The sequence below is a fragment of the Enterobacter sp. WCHEn045836 genome, assembly GCF_003965585.1.
In the GTDB taxonomy this organism is placed as follows: domain Bacteria; phylum Pseudomonadota; class Gammaproteobacteria; order Enterobacterales; family Enterobacteriaceae; genus Enterobacter; species Enterobacter dissolvens.
Window position 1 is genome coordinate 1 of the sequence record NZ_RXPT01000017.1, and the last position, 23124, is coordinate 23124.

Below are 23124 nucleotides of genomic sequence, written 5' to 3' on the forward strand. Positions count from 1 at the left end.
TTTTGTTTTCTCCCTCTCCTTGAAACTTTCTCACCTTTATCTTGCAGACTCGACATTCACGCCAATACTGGGTATCGTTGGCTGTCTGGATGTCTAAACGTTTATACGTATGCTGTGAGGATACAAGGTTATGCCGATTCGGGTGCAGGACGAGCTACCAGCCGTCAATTTCTTACGTGAAGAAAACGTCTTTGTAATGACCACTTCACGCGCGACAGGTCAGGAAATTCGCCCGCTGAAGGTGCTCATCCTTAATCTGATGCCGAAAAAGATCGAAACAGAGAATCAGTTCCTGCGCCTGCTTTCGAACTCTCCGCTTCAGGTAGATATTCAGCTGCTGCGGATCGATGCCCGTGAGTCGCGTAACACGCCTTCTGAGCATCTGAATAACTTCTACTGTAACTTCGACGATATTCGCGAGGAAAACTTCGACGGACTGATTGTCACCGGTGCGCCGCTGGGCCTGGTCGAATTCAATGATGTCGCCTACTGGCCGCAGATCAAACAGGTACTGGAGTGGGCAAAAGATCACGTCACGTCCACGCTGTTTGTCTGTTGGGCGGTACAAGCCGCGCTGAATATCCTCTATGGCATCCCTAAGCAAACCCGCACCGAAAAACTCTCCGGCGTATACGAACACCACATTCTTCACCCTCATGCCTTGCTGACACGCGGGTTTGATGATTCGTTCCTGGCCCCGCATTCGCGCTACGCCGATTTCCCGGCGCAGCTGATTCGTGACTACACCGATCTGGAGATCCTGGCCGAAACAGAAGATGGTGATGCGTACCTGTTTGCCAGCAAAGATAAGCGTATTGCCTTTGTGACCGGGCATCCTGAATACGATCCGCATACTCTCGCGTCAGAGTATTTCCGTGATGTTGAAGCGGGTCTTAATCCGGATGTGCCGTATAACTATTTCCCGAAAAACGATCCCCAGAACAAGCCGCGAGCCACCTGGCGCAGTCACGGGAATTTGCTGTTTACCAACTGGCTCAACTATTACGTTTACCAGATAACGCCATACGATCTGCGTCACATGAATCCGACGCTGGAGTAATCTTCTGCTTTAAACGATCCTAAAGCGTTTCAGCTATTCACATCAGGCACCTTCGGGTGCCTTTTTTATTTCCGAAATGACGCTCAACATTTACGTAAACTTTAATTCTAATATTATCAATAAGTTGTACGTATTTTTTAATTAAAATGGAAATTGTTTTTGATTTTAGAAAAAATAGAGATAGTCTTAATTCTGCTGAGCGAAAACTACACAACGATCTTTCGTTCGCATTGGGGATGTGAATTTGGATCTTTGATGAGGAGCAGAGTGATGACTCAACAGGCAACGACGGTTGATGAACTGGCCTTTACCCAGCCGTATGGCGACCAAGAACAGCAAATTTTGACGGCAGAGGCGGTCGAATTTCTGACTGAGCTGGTGACCCGCTTTACGCCACAGCGCAATAAGTTGCTGGCGGCACGCATTCACCAACAGCAGGAAATTGATAATGGCAAGTTGCCTGGTTTTATTTCGGAAACCGCTTCCATTCGGCATGGTGAGTGGACAATCCGCGGCATCCCTGAAGATTTACAGGATCGTCGCGTTGAGATCACTGGCCCGGTAGAGCGCAAAATGGTGATCAACGCCATGAACGCCAACGTCAAAGTCTTTATGGCGGATTTTGAGGATTCACTGGCCCCGGACTGGCGTAAAGTGATCGACGGGCAAATTAACCTGCGCGACGCCGTTAACGGCACCATCAGCTATACCAATGAAGCCGGTAAAATTTACCAGTTAAAACCCAATCCGGCGGTTCTGATCTGCCGCGTTCGCGGCCTGCACCTGCCGGAAAAGCATGTCACCTGGCGTGGGGAAGCCATTCCGGGCAGCCTGTTTGATTTTGCCCTCTATTTCTTCCACAACCACAAAAATCTGCTGGCGAAAGGCAGCGGCCCCTATTTCTACTTGCCAAAGACCCAGGCCTGGCAGGAAGCGGCCTGGTGGAGTGAGGTGTTCAGCTACGCGGAAGATCGCTTCAACCTGCCGCGTGGCACCATTAAAGCCACCCTGCTGATTGAAACGCTGCCTGCCGTATTCCAGATGCATGAAATCCTCCACGCCCTGCGCGATCACATCGTGGGTCTGAACTGTGGACGCTGGGACTACATCTTTAGCTACATCAAGACGCTGAAAAACCACCCGGATCGCGTACTGCCGGATCGTCAGGTTGTCACCATGGATAAACCGTTCCTCAGCGCCTACTCGCGCCTGCTGATTAAAACCTGCCACAAACGCGGTGCCTTTGCGATGGGCGGCATGGCGGCCTTTATTCCGAGCAAAGACGCTGAGCGTAACAATCAGGTGCTCACCAAGGTGAAAGCTGACAAGGAGCTTGAAGCGCGTAACGGTCACGACGGCACGTGGATCGCCCATCCGGGCCTGGCCGATACGGCAATGGAAGTCTTTAACCACGTGCTTGGCGACAACAAAAACCAGCTGTTTGTCACCCGTGATGACGATGCCCCAATCGCAGAAGAGCAGCTTCTGGCGCCGTGCTCGGGTGAACGCACGGAAGAGGGCATGCGCGCCAATATCCGCGTTGCCGTGCAGTACATCGAAGCGTGGATCTCCGGTAACGGCTGTGTGCCCATCTACGGCCTGATGGAAGACGCGGCGACGGCAGAAATCTCCCGTACCTCTATCTGGCAGTGGATCCACCATCAGAAAACGCTCAGCAACGGCAAGCCGGTGACCAAATCCCTGTTCCGCCAGATGCTGGCCGAAGAGATGCGCGTCATTCAGGACGAACTGGGCGAACATCGCTTCAGCAGCGGACGTTTTGATGATGCCGCCCGCCTGATGGAGCAAATCACAACCTCAGATGACTTAATCGACTTCCTCACCCTGCCAGGTTACCGCCTGCTTGCGTAAATCCACCACATAACAATATGGAGCATCTGCACATGAAAACCCGTACCCAACAAATCGAAGAACTGAAGAAAGAGTGGACACAGCCGCGCTGGGAAGGCATCCGTCGCCCGTACAGCGCTGAGGAAGTGGTGAAGCTGCGTGGCTCGGTCAATCCGGAATGCACGCTGGCGCAAAATGGCGCGGCGAAGATGTGGCATCTGCTACATGGCGGCTCCAAAAAGGGCTACATCAACAGCCTCGGTGCGCTGACCGGCGGTCAGGCGTTGCAGCAGGCGAAGGCCGGTATCGAAGCCATTTATCTTTCCGGCTGGCAGGTCGCGGCGGATGCTAACCTGGCCTCCAGCATGTATCCGGATCAGTCGCTCTATCCGGCAAACTCGGTGCCGTCGGTGGTGGATCGGATCAACAACACCTTCCGCCGTGCGGATCAGATCCAGTGGGCGGCAGGTATCGAGCCAAACGATCCGCGCTTTATTGACTACTTCCTGCCGATCGTCGCGGATGCAGAAGCGGGTTTCGGCGGCGTGCTGAACGCCTTTGAGTTGATGAAATCGATGATTGAGGCCGGTGCAGCGGCCGTTCACTTCGAAGATCAGCTGGCCTCGGTGAAGAAATGCGGACACATGGGCGGCAAAGTGCTGGTCCCAACCCAGGAAGCGATTCAGAAGCTGGTTGCTGCGCGTCTGGCCGCCGACGTGCTCGGCGTGCCGACGCTGGTGATTGCCCGTACCGATGCGGATGCGGCTGACCTGATCACCTCTGACTGTGACCCGTACGACAGCGAGTTCATTACCGGCGAGCGCACCAGCGAAGGATTCTATCGTACCCATGCTGGCATTGAGCAAGCCATCAGCCGTGGCCTGGCGTATGCACCGTACGCAGACCTGGTCTGGTGTGAAACGTCCACGCCGGATCTGGCGCTGGCAAAACGCTTTGCCGATGCTATCCACGCCAAATACCCGGGCAAACTGCTGGCCTACAACTGCTCGCCGTCCTTCAACTGGCAGAAAAAGCTGGACGATAAAACCATTGCCAGCTTCCAGCAGCAGCTGTCCGACATGGGCTACAAATATCAGTTCATTACCCTGGCAGGCATCCACAGCATGTGGTTCAACATGTTCGATCTGGCGCACGCCTATGCACAGGGTGAGGGCATGAAGCACTACGTTGAAAAGGTGCAGCAGCCGGAATTTGCCGCGGGCAAAGACGGTTACACCTTCGTGTCTCACCAGCAGGAGGTGGGCACCGGCTACTTTGATAATGTGACCACGATTATTCAGGGCGGCACCTCCTCCGTCACTGCCTTAACGGGTTCAACGGAAGAAGCTCAGTTCTAATCTTTTCCCCCTCTCCCCTCTGGGGAGAGGGTTGGGTGAGGGGGAATCTATGTCGCGTGGCCTGGAATTACTGATTGCACAGACTATTTTGCAGGGTTTCGATGCCCAGTATGGTCGCTTTCTGGAAGTCACCTCTGGCGCGCAGCAGCGCTTTGAGCACGCCGACTGGCATGCGGTTCAGCAGGCCATGAAGCAGCGTATTCACCTCTACGACCATCATGTGGGTCTGGTGGTGGAGCAGTTGCGCTGCATCACCGACGGTAAAAACCCGGACGCGGAATTTTTACTGCGCGTTAAGGAGCACTACACCCATTTGTTGCCAGACTACCCGCGCTTCGAGATTGCGGAGAGCTTTTTCAACTCCGTGTATTGCCGGTTATTTGACCACCGCTCTTTATCTCCTGAGCGGTTATTTATTTTCAGCTCCCAGCCGGAGCGTCGTTTTCGCACTATTCCGCGCCCGCTGGCGAAGGATTTTTTCCCCGATCACGGCTGGGAGAAGCTCCTGCACCGCGTGTTAACAGACTTACCGCTGCGCTTGCCCTGGGAGAATAAAGCCCGCGATATTGGCTTTATCATCGCCCACCTCCACGAATCCTTTGGCGAAGAGGCACTCAGCCACTGCCATTTGCAGGTCGCCAACGAGCTTTTCTACCGCAATAAAGCCGCATGGCTGGTGGGCAAACTGGTGACGCCCTCCGCCACCGTGCCGTTTCTGTTGCCCATCCACCGTACCGATGACGGCGAACTGTTTGTCGATACCTGCCTGACCACCAGCGCCGAGGCCAGCATTGTGTTTGGCTTCGCCCGCTCCTATTTTATGGTCTACGCTCCGCTGCCTGCCGCCCTGGTGGAGTGGCTGCGTGAGATCCTGCCAGGCAAAACCACCGCCGAGCTGTATATGGCGATTGGCTGTCAGAAGCATGCCAAAACGGAAAGCTACCGGGAGTATTTGCGTTATGTCACCACCGCCGATGAGCAATTTATCGAAGCGCCCGGCATTCGCGGCATGGTGATGCTGGTCTTTACGCTGCCGGGGTTTGACCGGGTGTTTAAGGTCATCAAAGATACATTCGCGCCGCAGAAAGAGATGACCGCAGCGCATGTTCGTGCCTGCTATCAGCTGGTGAAAGAACACGATCGCGTCGGGCGTATGGCGGATACGCAGGAGTTTGAAAATTTTGTGCTGGATAAGCGGCAGATCGATCCGGCTCTAATGGCCCTGTTACTGCAGGAAGCACCGGCAAAAATCACCGATCTGGGTGACAAAATAGCGATTAGTCATCTGTATATCGAACGTCGTATGGTGCCGCTGAATATCTGGCTGGAACAGGCCGACGGTCAGGCTTTAAAAGATGCCATTGAAGAGTATGGCAACGCGATTCGCCAGCTTGCCGCCGCCAATATTTTTCCGGGCGATATGCTGTTTAAAAACTTCGGCGTCACCCGTCACGGGCGAGTCGTATTCTATGATTACGATGAAATTTGCTATATGACGGAGGTGAATTTTCGCGATATCCCGCCGCCCCGTTACCCGGAAGATGAACTCTCCGGCGAGCCGTGGTACAGCGTCTCACCGGGTGATGTCTTTCCGGAGGAGTTTCGCCACTGGCTGTGCGCCGACCCGCGTATTGGGCCATTATTTGAAGAGATGCATGCCGATCTGTTTCGTGCCAGCTACTGGCGCGGGCTGCAAACCCGGATCAAAAACGGGCATGTGGAAGATGTGTACGCCTACCGTCGTAAGCAGCGGTTTTGCATCCGGTTTTCTCCCTCTCCCGCAGGGTAAGGGCATCATGTTTTCTCCCTCTCCCTGTGGGAGAGGGCCGGGGTGAGGGCATCAGACCGCACTCAATCCTAACGAATCCCACCATACGCCAGCGTCACCTCTTTCGCCGCCTTAATCACCAGCGCACCCAACTCGGTCACGCGGTCGTCGGTCATACGTGAAATCGGCCCGGAGATGGAGATAGCGGCAAACGGTTCGCGATGCTCGTCAAAGATACAGGCCGCAATACAGCGCAGGCCCAGGGCATGCTCCTCGTCGTCAAACGAATAGCCGCGCTTACGGGTCAACGCCAGATCTTCTTTCAGATGCACCGGTGAAACCAGCGTGGCGTGGGTATAGGCGTGCAGCCCTTTACGGTGCAGCAGCCCCGTCACCTGCTCCTCGCTCAGCTGTGACAGAAAGGCTTTCCCCGCACCGGACGCGTGCATAGGCAGCTTACCGCCAATGGGGGCTGACATACGCATCAGCTGGGTACACTGTACCTGGTCAATGATAATCGCCTGATGGTCGCTCTGGTCGAGTACGGCCAGATTCACGGTCTCGCCCGACTCTTCCATTAATTTGCGCAGGATAGGGTGCACAATCGCCAGCAGGTTGCGGCTTTGCAGGAAGCTGCTGCCGACAATGAACGCATGGGCGCCGACTGCCCAATGCCCCAGCTCGCCAACCTGACGCACAAAACCAAGCTGCTGCATGGTGGTCAGCAGCCGGTGCGTGGTGGAGTTCGGCAAACCAGCCTGCTGAGCCAGCTCCGTCAGGGCCACGCTGCTGTGCGACTCGGCTATCCACTCCAGCAGCTTCAAACCGCGCGTGAGCGATTGAACCTGTCCGCCCTGTTGTGCGGCGGGGGTGGCGGCAGGTTTTCTGCCGCGTTTCGCGGGAACGGTCGTGACCATGACGATCTCCTTTTTCTGTATCGTGGAAATCATTTTCGTTTTATTTGGTGATTTTGCAACCGTTATCCTGACTGATCGGAGGAGTGATGGTGAACATGTCTCATGTTACCGCCGTGTGACTTTTCCACCCTGCAAGATTGTGCCAGTATGGACCGCAGCCTTTTGGCCTGGTTGAGCGTTGTCGGGAGCAAGTGTGAGCAGCAAAGTAGAGCAACTGCGTGCGCAGTTAAATGAACGAATTCTGGTGCTGGACGGCGGCATGGGCACCATGATCCAGAGCTATCGTCTCAGTGAAGACGATTTCCGCGGCGAACGTTTCGCGGACTGGCCATGCGACCTCAAAGGTAACAACGACCTGCTGGTGTTAAGCAAACCGCAGGTGATTGCGGATATCCACAACGCCTACTTCGAGGCGGGTGCCGATATCGTTGAAACCAACACCTTTAACTCGACAACCATCGCCATGGCGGATTACCAGATGGAGTCCCTGTCGGCGGAGATAAACTTTGAGGCGGCGAAACTCGCCCGCGCCTGTGCCGACGCATGGACGGCCCGCACGCCGGAGAAACCGCGCTATGTTGCCGGGGTGCTGGGTCCAACCAACCGCACCGCCTCTATTTCACCGGACGTGAACGACCCGGCGTTTCGTAATATTACCTTTGACCAGCTGGTTGCGGCCTACCGTGAATCAACCAAAGCGCTGGTGGAAGGGGGTTCCGATCTGATCCTGATTGAAACGGTTTTCGATACCCTCAATGCCAAAGCCGCGATATACGCGGTGAAAGAGGAGTTCGAGGCGCTGGACGTTGACCTGCCGATCATGATTTCCGGCACCATCACCGATGCCTCTGGCCGTACCCTGTCAGGCCAGACCACCGAAGCGTTTTATAACTCCCTGCGCCACGCTGAAGCGCTCTCCTTCGGCCTGAACTGCGCGCTGGGGCCGGATGAACTGCGCCAGTACGTGCAGGAGCTGTCGCGCATCGCGGAATGCTACGTTACCGCCCACCCGAACGCCGGACTGCCAAACGCCTTTGGCGAATACGACCTGGATGCGGACACCATGGCGGCGCAAATCCGCGAATGGGCTGAATCCGGTTTCCTGAATATCGTTGGCGGCTGCTGCGGCACCACGCCGGAGCACATCGCCGCCATGAGCAATGCCGTGGCCGGTCTGCCGCCGCGTAAACTGCCCGAGCTGCCGGTTGCCTGCCGTCTCTCCGGCCTTGAACCGTTGACCATCGGCGATGACAGCCTGTTTGTGAACGTTGGGGAGCGTACAAACGTTACGGGCTCGGCAAAGTTCAAACGACTGATCAAAGAAGAGAAGTACAGCGAAGCGCTGGACGTTGCCCGCCAGCAGGTTGAAAACGGCGCGCAGATCATCGACATCAACATGGATGAGGGGATGCTCGACGCCGAAGCGGCGATGGTGCGTTTCCTCAACCTGATCGCTGGTGAGCCGGATATCGCCCGCGTGCCGATCATGATTGACTCCTCCAAATGGGAAGTCATCGAAAAAGGGCTGAAGTGCATTCAGGGCAAAGGTATCGTCAACTCCATTTCAATGAAAGAAGGCGTCGATATCTTCATTCACCATGCAAAGCTGGTCCGTCGATATGGCGCGGCCGTGGTGGTGATGGCCTTTGATGAAGTGGGCCAGGCCGATACCCGCGAGCGCAAAATAGAAATTTGCCGCCGCGCGTACAAGATACTGACTGAAGAGGTGGGCTTCCCGCCGGAAGACATTATCTTCGACCCGAACATCTTCGCCGTTGCGACCGGGATTGAAGAGCACAATAACTACGCCCAGGACTTTATCGGCGCGTGTGAAGACATCAAACGTGAGCTGCCGCATGCGCTGATCTCCGGCGGCGTGTCGAACGTGTCGTTCTCGTTCCGCGGCAACGATCCGGTGCGTGAAGCGATCCACGCCGTATTCCTCTATTACGCCATTCGCAATGGAATGGACATGGGGATCGTCAACGCCGGACAGCTGGCGATTTACGACGACCTTCCTGCCGAACTGCGCGATGCCGTAGAGGACGTGATCCTGAACCGCCGCAACGACGCCACCGAGCGACTGCTCGATCTGGCAGAAAAATACCGCGGCAGCAAAGCGGACGACGCTGCCAATGTTCAGCAGGCCGAGTGGCGTGCCTGGGATGTAAGGAAACGGCTGGAATATTCGCTGGTAAAAGGCATCACCGAGTTTATCGAGCAGGATACCGAAGAGGCACGTCAGCAGGCCGCACGGCCCATCGAGGTTATCGAAGGGCCGCTGATGGACGGCATGAACGTGGTCGGCGATCTGTTCGGCGAGGGCAAAATGTTCCTGCCGCAGGTGGTGAAATCTGCGCGCGTGATGAAGCAGGCCGTGGCGTATCTGGAGCCGTTTATCGAAGCCAGCAAAGAGCAAGGTTCCAGCAACGGTAAAATGGTTATCGCCACCGTGAAGGGCGACGTGCATGACATCGGAAAGAACATCGTCGGTGTGGTGCTGCAGTGCAATAACTACGAGATTATCGATCTTGGCGTGATGGTGCCGGCGGATAAAATCCTCAGGACCGCGCGCGAAGTCAATGCTGACCTGATTGGCCTTTCCGGGCTGATTACCCCGTCGCTTGACGAGATGGTCAATGTGGCGAAAGAGATGGAGCGTCAGGGCTTCACCATTCCGCTGCTGATCGGCGGGGCGACCACCTCGAAAGCGCACACGGCGGTGAAAATCGAGCAGAACTACAGCGGCCCGACGGTCTATGTACAGAACGCCTCGCGCACCGTGGGGGTGGTCTCTGCGCTGCTCTCCGACACCCAGCGCGATGACTTTGTGGCACGGACCCGCAAAGAGTACGAGACCGTCCGCATTCAGCATGCACGCAAAAAACCGCGCACCCCGCCGGTGACGCTGCAGGCGGCGCGCGATAACGATCTGGCGTTTGACTGGGCGAGCTATACGCCGCCGGTTGCCCATCGTCTGGGCGTGCAGGAGGTGAGCGCCAGCATTGAAACGCTGCGCAACTACATCGACTGGACGCCGTTCTTTATGACCTGGTCGCTGGCGGGCAAATATCCGCGCATCCTTGAAGATGAGGTAGTAGGTGAAGAGGCGAAGCGCCTGTTTAACGATGCCAACGACATGCTCGACAAGCTGAGCGCAGAGAAAACCCTCAACCCGCGCGGCGTGGTGGGGCTGTTCCCGGCGAACCGTGTGGGCGATGACATCGAAATTTATCGCGATGAGACGCGCACTCACGTGCTGACCGTAAGCCATCACCTGCGCCAGCAAACTGAAAAGGTCGGGTTTGCCAACTACTGTCTGGCCGATTTTGTTGCGCCGAAGCTGAGTGGTAAAGCCGACTACATCGGTGCCTTCGCTGTGACCGGCGGTCTGGAAGAGGATGCGCTGGCGGACGCCTTTGAAGCGCAGCACGATGATTACAACAAAATCATGGTCAAAGCGATTGCCGATCGCCTGGCGGAAGCCTTCGCAGAGTATCTGCACGAGCGCGTGCGTAAGGTGTACTGGGGATACGCGGCGAATGAAAATCTCAGCAATGAGGAGCTGATCCGCGAAAACTACCAGGGGATCCGCCCGGCGCCGGGTTACCCGGCCTGTCCGGAGCATACCGAAAAGGGCACCATCTGGCAGCTGCTGGACGTTGAAGCCCATACCGGGATGAAACTGACCGAATCTTTCGCGATGTGGCCAGGGGCATCGGTTTCCGGCTGGTACTTCAGTCATCCGGACAGCAAGTACTTCGCCGTGGCGCAGCTGCAGCGCGATCAGATCGAAGATTATGCACTGCGTAAAGGCATGAGCGTCTCTGAAGTGGAACGTTGGTTAGCGCCGAATCTCGGCTACGACGCCGACTGACGTCACTTTTCCTTACAACTAACAGGGCGCTCAATGAGCGCCCTGTCTCTTTCTTACGTTTAAACCCTTATACTGACCTAAGGAAAACGAATAACGATAAGGAGGATAACCTTCCGTGCTGACCCTGTTACATCTGCTTTCGGCTGTCGCACTGCTGGTCTGGGGCACCCATATTGTCCGTACCGGCGTGATGCGCGTGTTTGGCGCACGTTTACGTACCGTTCTCAGCAGCAGCGTAGAGAAGAAACCGCTCGCCTTCTGCGCGGGTATTGGCGTAACGGCGCTGGTTCAGAGCAGTAATGCGACCACATTGCTCGTGACATCGTTTGTCGCGCAGGATCTGGTGGCGCTGGCCCCTGCACTGGTTATTGTGCTGGGCGCAGACGTGGGTACCGCGCTGATGGCGCGTATCCTCACCTTCGACCTCTCCTGGCTGTCACCGCTGCTGATATTTATCGGGGTTATCTTCTTCCTTGGGCGTAAACAGACACGCGCTGGCCAGCTTGGACGCGTGGGAATTGGCCTTGGGCTGATCCTGCTGGCGCTGGAACTGATTGTGCAGGCGGTAACGCCCATTACCGAAGCCAACGGCGTGCAGGTCATCTTTGCCTCGCTGACCGGTGACATCATGCTGGATGCGCTGATTGGCGCGGTATTTGCCATCGTCAGTTACTCCAGCCTGGCGGCTGTACTGCTGACGGCGACCTTAACCGCCGCCGGGGCGATCTCCTTTCCGGTCGCACTGTGTCTGGTAATCGGGGCTAACCTCGGTTCTGGCCTGCTGGCGATGCTTAATAACAGCGCCGCCAATGCTGCCGCCCGCCGCGTGGCGCTCGGCAGTCTGCTGTTTAAGCTGGTGGGCAGCCTGATTATTCTGCCGTTTGTGCACCCACTGGCGAACCTGATGGACAACCTCTCTCTGCCGAAGGCAGAGCTGGTGATCTACTTCCACGTCTTCTACAACCTGGTGCGCTGCCTGGCGATGGTTCCGTTTGCTGAGCCAATGGCGCGCTTCTGTGAACGGCTTATCCGCGACGAGCCGGAGCTGGATGCGCGCCTGAAACCGAAGCATCTGGACACCTCCGCGCTGGATACCCCTGCGCTGGCGCTGGCCAATGCCGCCCGCGAAACGCTGCGCATGGGGGATGCGATGGAAACCATGCTCGAAGGCCTGCAAAAGGTAATGCACGGCGAGCCGCGGGAAGAGAAAGAGTTGCGCAGGCTCGCGGATGATATCAACGTGCTCTATACCGCCATCAAGCTCTATCTGGCGCGCATCCCGCAGGATGAACTGGCGGAAGAGGAGTCCCGCCGCTGGGCGGAAATCATTGAAATGTCGCTTAACCTTGAGCAGGCCTCGGATATTGTGGAGCGGATGGGCAGTGAAATTGCTGATAAATCCCTGGCCGCCCGCCGTGCGTTCTCCGTCGAAGGGCTGAAGGAGCTGGAAGCCCTTCACGAACAACTTCTGAGTAACCTGAAGCTGGCGATGCTGGTCTTCTTCTCAAGTGATGTGCCGAGCGCACGCCGCCTGCGCCGCAACAAACATCGTTTCCGTATCCTCAACCGCCGCTACTCGCACGCCCACGTTGAACGTCTGCACCAGCAAAACGTGCAAAGTATCGAAACCAGCTCCCTGCATCTGGGGCTGCTGGGGGATATGAAACGCCTTAACTCATTGTTCTGTGCGGTGGCGTACAGCGTGATGGAACAGCCGGATGAAGATGACGAGCGGGATGAGTATTAATCTCTGAAAGCGCCTCGCAAAACCCATTTGCGAGGCGTGACGCTTTATAAAGCGCAATTTACTCTTCAGACCTTATATTTTGAAGGGAATAGAAAATGCTCGTTTATTACGCTACACTTCGCCAATTCATGCGCATTCCAATGGGGGTTCTCATGCGCACTACCCATGGCATTAAAAAATCAGTCAATGTTTCGTTAGCACCTGAAATTCTTGAAGAAGCGCGACGGCTGAAACTCAATCTTTCTGCTGTACTCACGGCCGCTCTACAGGAGCAGTTTCGTGCGCATCAGCGCGCAGAGTGGTTAGCAGAAAATAAAGCGTCTATAGAGGCCATCAACCAGTGGGTTGATGAAAACGGCTCCTTTAGTGATTTTCAGAGGTCGTTCTGATGGAGCAATATTTTGCTTATGAGAATGAAGGCAATGGGAGAAAAGCCTATCCATGGCTTATTAATATGCAGCACCCTGTTGCTAATGCGATGAAACATGTACTTGTCGCTCCCGCCGTTGAATTAAGCCTGCTGGGCGGCATTCGTCCGCCTGCGAAAGTGTGCCCTGTCGTTGAAATCGCGGGTAAGCCTTGCGTTGTCATGATGCATATGCTGTCAGGCATATCTTCAAAAGAGTTAGGTGAACGCGTTGCCGATCTCACTGACAACAGTGCTTCATTGCGGGATGCACTCGATTTTCTGATCAACGGTTACTAGGCCTTTTTTGTCAGCCGCAAGGTAAGGTATATTTCGCCCTTCACAGGAGAAACTATGCTGCCAACTCAATCAACCCGATTAAACAAATACATTAGCGAGAGCGGGATCTGCTCACGTCGCGAGGCGGACCGTTACATCGAACAAGGTAATGTGTTCCTCAACGGCAAACGCGCCACTATTGGTGACCAGGTGATGCCTGGCGACGTGGTTAAAGTGAATGGTCAGCTCATCGAACCGCGTGATGCAGAAGACCTGGTGTTTATCGCGTTGAATAAACCGGTTGGTATCGTCAGTACCACGGAAGAGGGCGAGCGGGACAACATTGTTGATTTCGTTAACCACAGCAGCCGTATCTTCCCGATTGGCCGTCTGGATAAAGACTCCCAGGGGCTGATTTTCCTCACTAACCACGGCGATCTGGTGAACAAGATTCTGCGTGCCGGTAACGACCACGAAAAAGAGTATATCGTTACAGTGAATAAGCCGGTCACGGACGAATTTATCCGAGGAATGGGTGCAGGCGTACCGATTCTGGGCACCGTGACGAAGAAGTGTAAGGTCAAAAAAGAGGCACCGTTCGCGTTCCGCATTACCCTGGTGCAGGGCCTGAACCGCCAGATCCGCCGTATGTGCGAATACTTTGGCTACGAAGTGACGAAGCTGGAACGCACGCGCATCATGAACGTCAGCCTGTCCGGGATCCCGCTGGGCGAGTGGCGTGACCTAACGGACGACGAGCTGATTGAGCTGTTCAAACTTATCGAGAACTCCTCGTCCGAAGCAAAGCCGAAGACCAAAGCGAAACCGAAAACTCAGACGATGAAGCGTCCGGTCGTGAAGGCGCCTCAGGCGGAAGAAAAAGGGCGTGGCAAGCCGGGCAACGGGAAACGTTTTACCCAGCCGGGCCGTAAAAAGAAGGGGCGCTAATTAGCGCCTTCCACGGGTAGAGGTATTGGCCGACCACGAAAAGGTCGTTTCAGTATCCGGCTTATATGCCTGCTGCTTTTTCAGTTTGCGGGCTTTCTTCGCCTCGGCATCACGCTGCGCCATCAGTTTGTCGATGTACTCTTTTTTCACCTGATTGGTTTCGGCGTTTGTCAGCGTGCGGCCATGCGCGATGCGTGCGCGGTCAAGAAGCGTTTTAAGTTCACGCTGCTCGGCTTCCGTCATGTCTTTCTGGGTTAATCGTGGTGTCGCCATTGCTGAAGCCTCCTGAGAGAGAGGCTTCAGTGTAAAGCAAGTACCGTAAATTAACCCTGTTTCACCGCATCTTTTTTCGTTTGTTCATCAATCGGTTTACCGGACCAGTATCCCGCCAGTAGTGAACCGGACAGGTTATGCCAGACCGAGAAGAGCGCACCAGGCAGAGCCGCCAGCGGCGAGAAGTAGATTTTCCCGAGCGCCGCCGCCAGGCCGGAGTTCTGCATTCCTACCTCAATGGCCAGTGTCCGGCAGGTGGATTCATCGAAACCAAACAGTTTCCCGCCCCAGTAGCCGCCCAGCAGACCAATGGTGTTATGCAGCACGATCGCGATAATCACGACAAAGCCCACAGATGCAATGTGCGACGCGGAACCTGCCACCACGGCGCTGATGATGGCCAGAATACAGACCATCGAAAACGCAGGCAGATACGGTTCAACGGCTTTCACCACGCGCGGGAACAGGTGGTGAATGACCAGACCCAATGCGATCGGGATCACCACGATTTGCAAAATGCTCAGCAGCATTCCCATCACGTCCACCTGGATATGCGCATCCACATACAAGCGGGTTAACAATGGTGTGGCAATGACGCCAACCAGCGTGGATACCGAAGAGATGGTCACGGAGAGCGCCACATCGCCTTTTGCCAGATAGATCATGACATTCGACGCGGTTCCGCTGGCCACGCTGCCCACCAGTACCATCCCGGCGGAGAGGTCGGGTGGCATCTTAAAGGCCATTGCCAGCAGCCAGGCCGCAAGAGGCATCACCAGGTAGTGCAGGAAAATCCCTGCGGCCACCGGAGCCGGGCGTGACAGCACGCGTTTAAAGTCGTCGATTTTTAGGTGTACACCCATGCCGAACATGATCAGCATCAGCAACGTAGTCACCCACGGACCAATGCCCGTGAACGTAGCGGGAGTGTAATACGCGAGTATGGAGAGCAGCAGCGCCCATAACGGGAACAGCCGGGTGATGGCGGATAACATAGGTATTCCTTGCAGTATTGTCGTGTTGTTTAGTTATAAAAAAGCCGGGTCTGTGCCCGGCTTATAGGTATTGTTTATCGTGCTAACGAATTTTATTCAAACAAATTCTGATGAAGTTTTTGCACAACCTGCTCCGCCTGCTCAGCTGGCACCAGGAAGCAGAGGTTGTAGCTGGAGGCACCGTAGCAAATCATACGGATATTGAACGGATCGAGTACCCCGAAGACCTCTTTGCCCACGCCACAGGCGCGCGACAGCTTATTACCGATGATCGCCACCAGCGCCAGGTTTTCTTCTACTTCCACGCGGCACAGTTCAGACAACTCAATCAGCAACGACTGCGTCAGCAGGGTGTCACCCGTTGAGGTTGAACCGGTGGTGTCCAGCGTCAGCGCGATGCTCACTTCGGAGGTGGTGATCAGATCCACGGAGATATTATGACGCGCCAGGATGCCAAACACTTCCGCCAGGAAGCCGCGCGAGTGCAGCATATTATGGCTGTGCAGCGTGACCAGCGTTTGCTTACGGCGCAGGGCCAGCGCGCGGAACAGCGGTGGGTTTTCGGTTTTCTTGCATACCAGCGTACCGCCCGCTTTCGGATCTTTACTTGAACCGACAAAGACCGGGATATCACTACGCACGGCAGGCAGCAGCGTTGCCGGGTGCAGCACTTTCGCACCGAAGGTCGCCATTTCCGCTGCTTCTTCAAACGCAATCACATCAATACGTTTTGCCGCAGAGACGACGCGTGGATCGGTGGTGTAGATCCCCGGGACGTCAGTCCAGATATCGACGCGGGTCGCGTGCAGCGCTTCGCCCAGCAGCGCCGCGGTGTAGTCACTGCCGCCACGGCCAAGCGTGGTGGTGCGGCCTTTGGCTTCGCTGCCGATAAAGCCCTGGGTGATCACGATACCCTCATCCAGGCGCGGGGCCAGCTGCTGATTGGTCAGCTCGGCCAGCGCTTCCACGTCCGGCTCGGCGCGGCCAAAGCGATCGCTGGTGCGCATGATTTTACGCACGTCGAACCACTGTGCCTGAACATGACGTTCACGCATGATTTCAACAAACAGCAGGGTGGACATGAGCTCACCGTGGCTGACCAGTTCATCGGTCAGGGCGGTGGAGGTGGCCAGAGAAGCGGCTTCTGCCAGCGTGGTGATATTTTCCAGCAGGCGCTCTACTTCCTCGCGGATCACGTTTGGATTCTGCAGACGTTCAAGGATGTCGAACTGAATTTTGCGCAGTGCGTCCAGCTTAACGAAGCGCTCGGTGGCCTCCAGTCCTTCAGACAGAGAAACCAGCAGGTTCGTCACGCCAGCAGAGGCAGAAAGCACTACCAGGCGGGTATTCGGATCGGCCAGCACCACATCGGCGCTGCGGTTCATGGCATCGTAATCTGCCACACTGGTGCCGCCAAACTTGGCGACCACAAAACTCGTCATAACAACCTCGTGTCAGGGAATGAATAAAGCGACCATGGCACAAGAATGAAACGAAAACAGGTGCAGGCGCAAAATACGGCCCTATAAATAAAATGCGGGGGAGGTCCTGTCAATGCCGGGATTATGCGGATTTTTCATGGGGGGGTACCCCTGAGAAACAGGACTTATAACAGGGCCATATTTTATGCTTCATTTTACCCGGTTTTGACCGACATTTCGCCGCCACGGGTGGGCGCGTCAGCAGCTATACTTTTCGGGTCTTTTCACCTGCGTTTGATGCAGGCCAGGGCAATGGCATAAAAACCATCACAATTTTTATTTGCAGGCGCTACAATCGACCGCAGTCACAATTCTCAAATCAGAAGAGTATTGCTAATGAAAAACATCAACCCAACGCAGACCGCTGCCTGGCAGGCACTACAAAAACATTTTGATGAAATGAAAGACGTCACTATCGCGGAGCTGTTCGCGAACGATGCCGATCGTTTCAACAAATTCTCCGCGACCTTCGATGACCTGATGCTGGTGGATTTCTCCAAAAACCGCATTACCGAAGAGACGCTGGCGAAACTGCAGGATCTGGCAAAAGAGACTCAGCTTGCCGACGCCATCAAATCCATGTTCTCCGGTGAGAAGATCAACCGCACCGAAGACCGTGCCGTGCTGCACGTGGCACTGCGTAACCGTAGCAATACGCCAATCATCGTTGATGGCAAAGATGTGATGCCGGAAGTGAACGCGGTGCTGGAAAAGATGAAAGCCTTCTCTGAAGCGATCATCTCCGGAAGCTGGAAAGGCTACACCGGCAAAGCGATCACCGACGTGGTTAACATCGGTATCGGCGGCTCTGATCTCGGCCCGTTCATGGTGACCGAAGCGCTGCGTCCATACAAAAACCACCTCAATATGCACTTTGTCTCTAACGTCGATGGTACCCACATCGCCGAAGTGCTGAAGAACGTGAACCCGGAAACCACCCTGTTCCTGGTGGCGTCTAAAACCTTCACCACCCAGGAAACCATGACCAACGCCCACAGCGCGCGCGACTGGTTCCTGAAAACCGCGGGCGACAACAAGCACGTGGCGAAGCACTTCGCGGCTCTGTCCACCAACGGTAAAGCGGTCGGTGAGTTCGGTATTGATACTGCAAACATGTTCGAGTTCTGGGACTGGGTGGGTGGCCGTTACTCTCTGTGGTCCGCAATCGGTCTGTCCATCATCCTCTCCGTGGGCTTCGACAACTTTGTTGAGCTGCTCTCCGGCGCGCACGCGATGGACAAACACTTCTCCACCACCGCACCTGAGAAAAACCTGCCAGTGCTGCTGGCACTGATCGGCATCTGGTACAACAACTTCTTCGGCGCAGAGACCGAAGCGATCCTGCCGTACGACCAGTACATGCACCGCTTCGCGGCCTATTTCCAGCAGGGCAATATGGAATCCAACGGTAAATACGTTGACCGTAACGGCAACGCGGTGGATTACCAGACTGGCCCAATCATCTGGGGTGAGCCAGGCACCAACGGTCAGCACGCGTTCTATCAGCTGATTCACCAGGGAACCAAAATGGTACCGTGCGATTTCATCGCCCCGGCTATCACCCATAACCCGCTGTCTGATCACCATCCGAAACTGCTGTCTAACTTCTTCGCTCAGACTGAAGCGCTGGCGTTTGGTAAATCCCGCGAGGTAGTAGAGCAGGAATACCGTGACCAGGGTAAAGATCCTGCCACCCTGGAACATGTTGTGCCGTTCAAAGTGTTCGAAGGCAACCGTCCAACCAACTCCATCCTGTTGCGTGAAATCACGCCGTTCAGCCTGGGCGCGCTGATTGCCCTTTATGAGCATAAGATCTTCACGCAGGGCGCTATCCTGAACATCTTCACCTTTGACCAGTGGGGCGTTGAGCTGGGCAAACAGCTGGCGAACCGCATTCTGCCTGAACTGGGTGATGATAAGGCGATTAGCAGCCACGACAGCTCGACAAATGGTTTGATTAATCGCTATAAAGCATGGCGCGCGTAATTAAATCTTCATAAAAACGTGCCGGCGATATGCCGGCATTTTTTTATCGGATAATTCCTGATGTCTGTTATTTAGCTCAAATTCCCGTTCTGAGTTTTATCTGAAAATACCCTTTAACCGGTTAATGAGTACGGTTTATTTTAGGATTATACGGAGTAGTGATTTTACTGGGTGTAATTATATCTATTAGATTTTTATTGATTCTTTAATTTCTAAATTGTTCTTATATTTCAATTTTATCCAATAGTCCGAAAACCCTTCCTCTATTTATCCGTACGGCAATCCCTCTGCTTTAGTTGTGTATACTCGAATCCGCCTGGAATTCTTTTCGGGCAAATCTCCATTCATTCATTGAAGGGAAATTGATATGAAGAAAGTACTGTATGGCATTTTTGCCATATCTGCGCTTGCGGCGACATCTGTTTATGCAGCTCCGGTTCAGGTCGGGGAAGCAGCAGTGTCGGCTGCGACGTCTGCGTCTGCGGGGATTTCTACCGCAGCCAGCGCCAGCACCGTAAGTTCAGCCGTGGGTGTCGCGCTGGCGGCAACCGGTGGCGGTGATGGCTCCAATACCGGAACCACGACCACCACAACGACCAGCACCCAGTAATAGCGGGTGTTTTAATCATAACCACACTTCGGTGTGGTTATTTCGCCCCTTCGGAGAAGAGTCGTGAAGCGACCTGCAATCATCCTGATTTGCCTGCTGTTGCAGGCGTGCTCGGCCACCACCAAAGGGCTGGGTAATTCACTGTGGGAAAGCATGTTCGGTACACCGGGCGTGCATTTGACCGATGATGAACTTCAGAACATGCCGTATGCCAGTCAGTACATGCAGCTCAACGATGGGCCGCAACTGTTTGTGGTGCTCGCTTTCGATGAAAACGGGCAGCAGAAATGGGTGACGCAGGATCAGGCCACCATCGTGACGCAACATAGCCGTATTGTGAAAACCCTGCTCGGTGGCGACAACCTCCTCGAGGTCAACAACCTCGCGGCCGATCCGCTCATCAAACCGAACCAGATCACCGACGGTGCAAGCTGGACGCGGACAATGGGGTGGACGGAACACAAGCAGGTTCGTTACGCCACCGCCCGCTCTACCTTCCGCTGGGATGGTATGGACAGCGTCAGGGTAGGCAGCGACGAAACTCAGGTTCGCGTACTGGATGAAGAGGTCACGACCGATCGGGCGACCTGGCATAACCGTTTCTGGGTGGATGAGGACGGGCAGATCCGCCAGTCATTGCAGTATCTGGGTGCCGGATTCTTCCCGGTCAAAACCACGCTGATCAAGGCCGCGAAATCATGAAAACACTTATTCGCGTTGCGCTGATCGCAAGCTTTGCCACACCGCTCGCCTGGTCTGCCGGGACGGTGAAGGTCTACACACCGAACAACGCGCAGCCCAAAACGTTGACGAACGCCGGGCATCTGATTGATCTCGTCGGCCAGCCAAGACTGGCAAACAGCTGGTGGCCAGGGGCGGTGATCGGTGAGCGGCAGGCAACGGTTGAGGCGGAACAAAAACATAAGGCGCTGCTCGCCAGGTTAACCGGGTTAGCAGAGCAGGAAGACGGTGACGATGCGGCAGCCATTAACAGCCTTCGCCAGCAGCTTCTGGCGCTGAAGGTCACCGGAAGACAAAAGGTCAATCTCGATCCGGATGAAGTCCGCGTGACGGAAAAAGGCAATCCGGCACTCGAGGGCGACTACACGCTCTGGCTCCCCGCGCAGCCTACCACCATCACCGTGATGGGGCTTATCAGCAGTCCGGGGAAAAAGCCTTTTACCCCCGGCCGCGACGTGGCGAGCTATCTCGACGAGCAGAGCCTGTTGAGTGGTGCGGATAACAGCTACGCCTGGGTGATTTACCCTGACGGGAACACGCAAAAAGCACCGGTCGCCTACTGGAACAAGCGGCATATCGAACCTATGCCAGGCAGCATAATTTTTGTCGGTTTTGCCGACCACTTCTGGACGAAGGCGTATGACGGGCTGAATGCCGATATCCTTCATTCCCTGATACAGCGGATACCGGAATAATGAAAAAAACCTATCTCTATAGCATGCTGGCACTGTGTGTGAGTGCCGCCTGTCATGCAGAAACGTATCCGGCACCCATTGGCCCGTCTCAGTCAGACTTCGGTGGCGTCGGTTTACTGCAAACCCCTACCGCGCGTATGGCGCGAGAAGGGGAAATTAGCCTTAACTATCGTGATAACGACCAGTACCGCTACTATTCTGCATCCGTACAGCTGTTCCCATGGCTCGAAACCACGCTGCGCTACACCGACGTACGGACGAAACAGTACAGCAGCGTGGACGCGTTCTCCGGCGATCAGACCTACAAAGATAAAGCCTTCGACGTAAAACTGCGTCTGTGGGAAGAGAGCTACTGGATGCCGCAGGTTTCCGTGGGGGCGAAAGATATCGGCGGTACCGGCCTGTTCGACGCGGAGTACATTGTCGCCAGTAAGGCCTGGGGGCCGTTTGACTTCTCACTGGGGCTTGGCTGGGGCTATCTCGGTACCAGCGGCAACGTGAAAAACCCGTTCTGCACTTACAGCGACAAATTCTGCTATCGCGATAACAGCTATCAGAAAGCGGGTTCCATTAACGGTGACCAGATGTTCCATGGCCCGGCGTCCCTGTTTGGCGGCGTGGAGTATCAGACGCCGTGGCAGCCGCTGCGCCTGAAGCTGGAGTACGAAGGAAACGACTACTCGCAGGACTTCGCCGGGAAAATTGAGCAGAAGAGCAAGTTTAACGTCGGCGCCATTTACCGTGTCACCGATTGGGCCGACGTTAACCTCAGCTACGAGCGCGGCAATACCGTCATGTTCGGCTTTACGCTGCGCACGAACTTTAACGATATGCGACCGCACTATAACGACAACGCGCGGCCTGCATATCAGCCAGAGCCTCAGGATGCCATTCTGCAGCACTCCGTGGTGGCCAACCAGCTGACACTGCTGAAATATAACGCTGGTCTGGCCGATCCGAAGATTCAGGTGAAAGGCGATACGCTGTACGTGACCGGCGAGCAGGTGAAATATCGCGACTCGCGGGAAGGGATCGAACGTGCCAACCGGATCATCATGAACGATCTGCCGGAGGGGATCCGCACGATCCGCGTGACGGAGAACCGCCTGAACCTGCCGCAGGTGACGACGGAAACGGACGTGGCCAGCCTTAAGCGCCATCTGGAGGGCGAGCCGCTGGGGCATGAAACCGAGCTGGTACAAAAACGCGTTGAGCCGATCGTGCCGGAAACGACCGAGCAGGGCTGGTATATCGATAAATCGCGCTTCGATTTCCACATCGACCCGGTGCTAAACCAGTCTGTCGGTGGGCCGGAAAACTTCTACATGTACCAGTTGGGCGTGATGGCGACGGCGGATCTGTGGGTGACCGACCACCTGCTGACCACCGGCAGCCTGTTTGGCAACCTTGCCAACAACTACGACAAGTTCAACTACACCAATCCGCCGAACGACTCGAAGCTGCCCCGCGTGCGTACCCGCGTCCGTGAGTATGTGCAGAACGATGCCTACGTAAACAACCTGCAGGCCAACTACTTTCAGTACTTCGGTAATGGCTTCTACGGTCAGGTCTACGGCGGTTATCTGGAAACCATGTACGGCGGTGCGGGTGCGGAAGTGCTTTATCGTCCGGTGGACAGCAACTGGGCGTTTGGTATTGATGCCAACTACGTTAAACAGCGTGACTGGCGTAGCGCGCAGGACATGATGAAGTTCACCGACTATAGCGTGAAAACCGGTCACCTGACGGCCTACTGGACGCCGTCGTTCGCCCAGGACGTGCTGGTGAAAGCCAGCGTGGGTCAGTACCTGGCGGGCGATAAGGGCGGCACGCTGGATATCTCCAAACACTTCGACAGCGGAGTGGTGGTAGGCGGTTACGCCACCATCACCAACGTTTCGCCGGACGAATACGGGGAAGGGGACTTCACCAAAGGGGTGTATGTGTCGATTCCACTGGATCTGTTCTCATCCGGCCCAACCCGCAGCCGTGCGGCCATTGGCTGGACGCCGCTGACGCGCGACGTGGGCCAGCAGTTGGGTCGTAAGTTCCAGCTGTATGACATGACCAGCGATAAGAACATTAACTTCCGCTGATAGCCCTTATCCTTTTCTGTTGTAGGCCCGGTAAGC

General features: G+C 55.4%; 18 protein-coding genes. 14 read left to right on the forward strand and 4 right to left on the reverse strand.

Translation table 11 applies throughout. The features are described 5' to 3' along the window. Nucleotides 1-130 precede the first annotated feature (130 nt). The 4 genes from metA (at nucleotide 131) to aceK (ending at nucleotide 6058) form a co-directional block, all read left to right on the forward strand. Nucleotides 131-1060, forward strand: coding sequence for a homoserine O-succinyltransferase (gene metA / locus EKN38_RS19925; RefSeq protein WP_014830255.1), 930 nt, complete (start codon nucleotides 131-133; stop codon nucleotides 1058-1060). Nucleotides 1061-1330: 270 nt separating this feature from the next. After that, the gene (gene aceB, locus EKN38_RS19930) at nucleotides 1331-2932 is read left to right on the forward strand and encodes a malate synthase A (protein WP_014830256.1); all 1602 of its coding nucleotides are present in this window, start codon (nucleotides 1331-1333) and stop codon (nucleotides 2930-2932) included. Nucleotides 2933-2964: 32 nt separating this feature from the next. Next, nucleotides 2965-4269 carry an isocitrate lyase gene (gene aceA, locus EKN38_RS19935; RefSeq protein ID WP_014830257.1) on the forward strand — a complete coding sequence of 435 codons (1305 nt, stop codon included), beginning with the start codon at nucleotides 2965-2967 and terminating at the stop codon, nucleotides 4267-4269. 49 nt (nucleotides 4270-4318) lie between these two features. Further along, nucleotides 4319-6058 (forward strand): bifunctional isocitrate dehydrogenase kinase/phosphatase, encoded by a 1740-nt coding sequence (aceK, locus tag EKN38_RS19940; protein ID WP_014830258.1) that lies wholly within the window; start codon nucleotides 4319-4321, stop codon nucleotides 6056-6058. 68 nt (nucleotides 6059-6126) lie between these two features. Here the strand turns inward: aceK and iclR are convergent, their stop codons facing one another. Next, complete coding sequence (iclR, locus tag EKN38_RS19945; RefSeq protein WP_013095025.1) at nucleotides 6127-6954, reverse strand: glyoxylate bypass operon transcriptional repressor IclR; 828 nt, start codon at nucleotides 6952-6954, stop codon at nucleotides 6127-6129. A gap of 193 nt (nucleotides 6955-7147) precedes the next feature. Here iclR and metH point away from each other — a divergent pair, with 193 nt between their 5' ends. The 5 genes from metH (at nucleotide 7148) to rluF (ending at nucleotide 14211) form a co-directional block, all read left to right on the forward strand. Next, on the forward strand, nucleotides 7148-10831 hold the full coding sequence (gene metH / locus EKN38_RS19955; protein WP_014830259.1) for a methionine synthase: 3684 nt from the start codon (nucleotides 7148-7150) through the stop codon (nucleotides 10829-10831). A gap of 115 nt (nucleotides 10832-10946) precedes the next feature. Next, nucleotides 10947-12578 carry a Na/Pi cotransporter family protein gene (locus EKN38_RS19960; RefSeq protein ID WP_013095027.1) on the forward strand — a complete coding sequence of 544 codons (1632 nt, stop codon included), beginning with the start codon at nucleotides 10947-10949 and terminating at the stop codon, nucleotides 12576-12578. A gap of 95 nt (nucleotides 12579-12673) precedes the next feature. After that, a complete protein-coding gene (locus EKN38_RS19965; protein ID WP_014830260.1) occupies nucleotides 12674-12967 on the forward strand; it encodes a type II toxin-antitoxin system CcdA family antitoxin in 294 nt (97 codons plus the stop codon). After that, complete coding sequence (locus tag EKN38_RS19970) at nucleotides 12967-13284, forward strand: CcdB family protein (RefSeq protein ID WP_014830261.1); 318 nt, start codon at nucleotides 12967-12969, stop codon at nucleotides 13282-13284. The genes EKN38_RS19965 and EKN38_RS19970 overlap by 1 nt, the downstream gene beginning before the upstream one ends. Before the next feature lie 54 nt (nucleotides 13285-13338). Next, on the forward strand, nucleotides 13339-14211 hold the full coding sequence (gene rluF, locus EKN38_RS19975) for a 23S rRNA pseudouridine(2604) synthase RluF (RefSeq protein WP_014830262.1): 873 nt from the start codon (nucleotides 13339-13341) through the stop codon (nucleotides 14209-14211). On the opposite strand, the gene EKN38_RS19980 is transcribed toward rluF, so the two are convergent. The 3 genes from EKN38_RS19980 to lysC all read right to left on the reverse strand — a co-directional run bounded on the left by EKN38_RS19980 (nucleotide 14212) and on the right by lysC (nucleotide 16921). Next, nucleotides 14212-14484, reverse strand: coding sequence for a DUF3811 domain-containing protein (locus EKN38_RS19980; protein ID WP_014830263.1), 273 nt, complete (start codon nucleotides 14482-14484; stop codon nucleotides 14212-14214). It lies immediately after the preceding gene. A gap of 50 nt (nucleotides 14485-14534) precedes the next feature. Next, on the reverse strand, nucleotides 14535-15479 hold the full coding sequence (panS, locus tag EKN38_RS19985) for a ketopantoate/pantoate/pantothenate transporter PanS (RefSeq protein WP_014830264.1): 945 nt from the start codon (nucleotides 15477-15479) through the stop codon (nucleotides 14535-14537). 92 nt (nucleotides 15480-15571) lie between these two features. Further along, nucleotides 15572-16921: a lysine-sensitive aspartokinase 3 gene (gene lysC / locus EKN38_RS19990; protein ID WP_014830265.1), complete on the reverse strand. Its 1350-nt coding sequence runs from the start codon at nucleotides 16919-16921 to the stop codon at nucleotides 15572-15574. Between the two features lie 375 nt (nucleotides 16922-17296). On the opposite strand from lysC, the gene pgi reads away from it, so the two are divergent. The 5 genes from pgi to EKN38_RS20015 all read left to right on the forward strand — a co-directional run bounded on the left by pgi (nucleotide 17297) and on the right by EKN38_RS20015 (nucleotide 23088). After that, the gene (gene pgi / locus EKN38_RS19995; RefSeq protein WP_014830266.1) at nucleotides 17297-18946 is read left to right on the forward strand and encodes a glucose-6-phosphate isomerase; all 1650 of its coding nucleotides are present in this window, start codon (nucleotides 17297-17299) and stop codon (nucleotides 18944-18946) included. A 367-nt stretch (nucleotides 18947-19313) separates the two neighbouring features. Further along, nucleotides 19314-19556 carry an exopolysaccharide production protein YjbE gene (gene yjbE, locus EKN38_RS20000; RefSeq protein WP_126522567.1) on the forward strand — a complete coding sequence of 81 codons (243 nt, stop codon included), beginning with the start codon at nucleotides 19314-19316 and terminating at the stop codon, nucleotides 19554-19556. A gap of 63 nt (nucleotides 19557-19619) precedes the next feature. Continuing rightward, the gene (locus EKN38_RS20005; RefSeq protein ID WP_014830268.1) at nucleotides 19620-20258 is read left to right on the forward strand and encodes a YjbF family lipoprotein; all 639 of its coding nucleotides are present in this window, start codon (nucleotides 19620-19622) and stop codon (nucleotides 20256-20258) included. Continuing rightward, nucleotides 20255-20992, forward strand: a complete 738-nt coding sequence (locus tag EKN38_RS20010) for a capsule biosynthesis GfcC D2 domain-containing protein (protein ID WP_014830269.1) — start codon at nucleotides 20255-20257, stop codon at nucleotides 20990-20992. Before EKN38_RS20005 ends, EKN38_RS20010 begins: the two co-directional genes overlap by 4 nt. Beyond that, the gene (locus EKN38_RS20015; RefSeq protein ID WP_126522571.1) at nucleotides 20992-23088 is read left to right on the forward strand and encodes a YjbH domain-containing protein; all 2097 of its coding nucleotides are present in this window, start codon (nucleotides 20992-20994) and stop codon (nucleotides 23086-23088) included. The genes EKN38_RS20010 and EKN38_RS20015 overlap by 1 nt, the downstream gene beginning before the upstream one ends. Nucleotides 23089-23124: the final 36 nt, after the last annotated feature.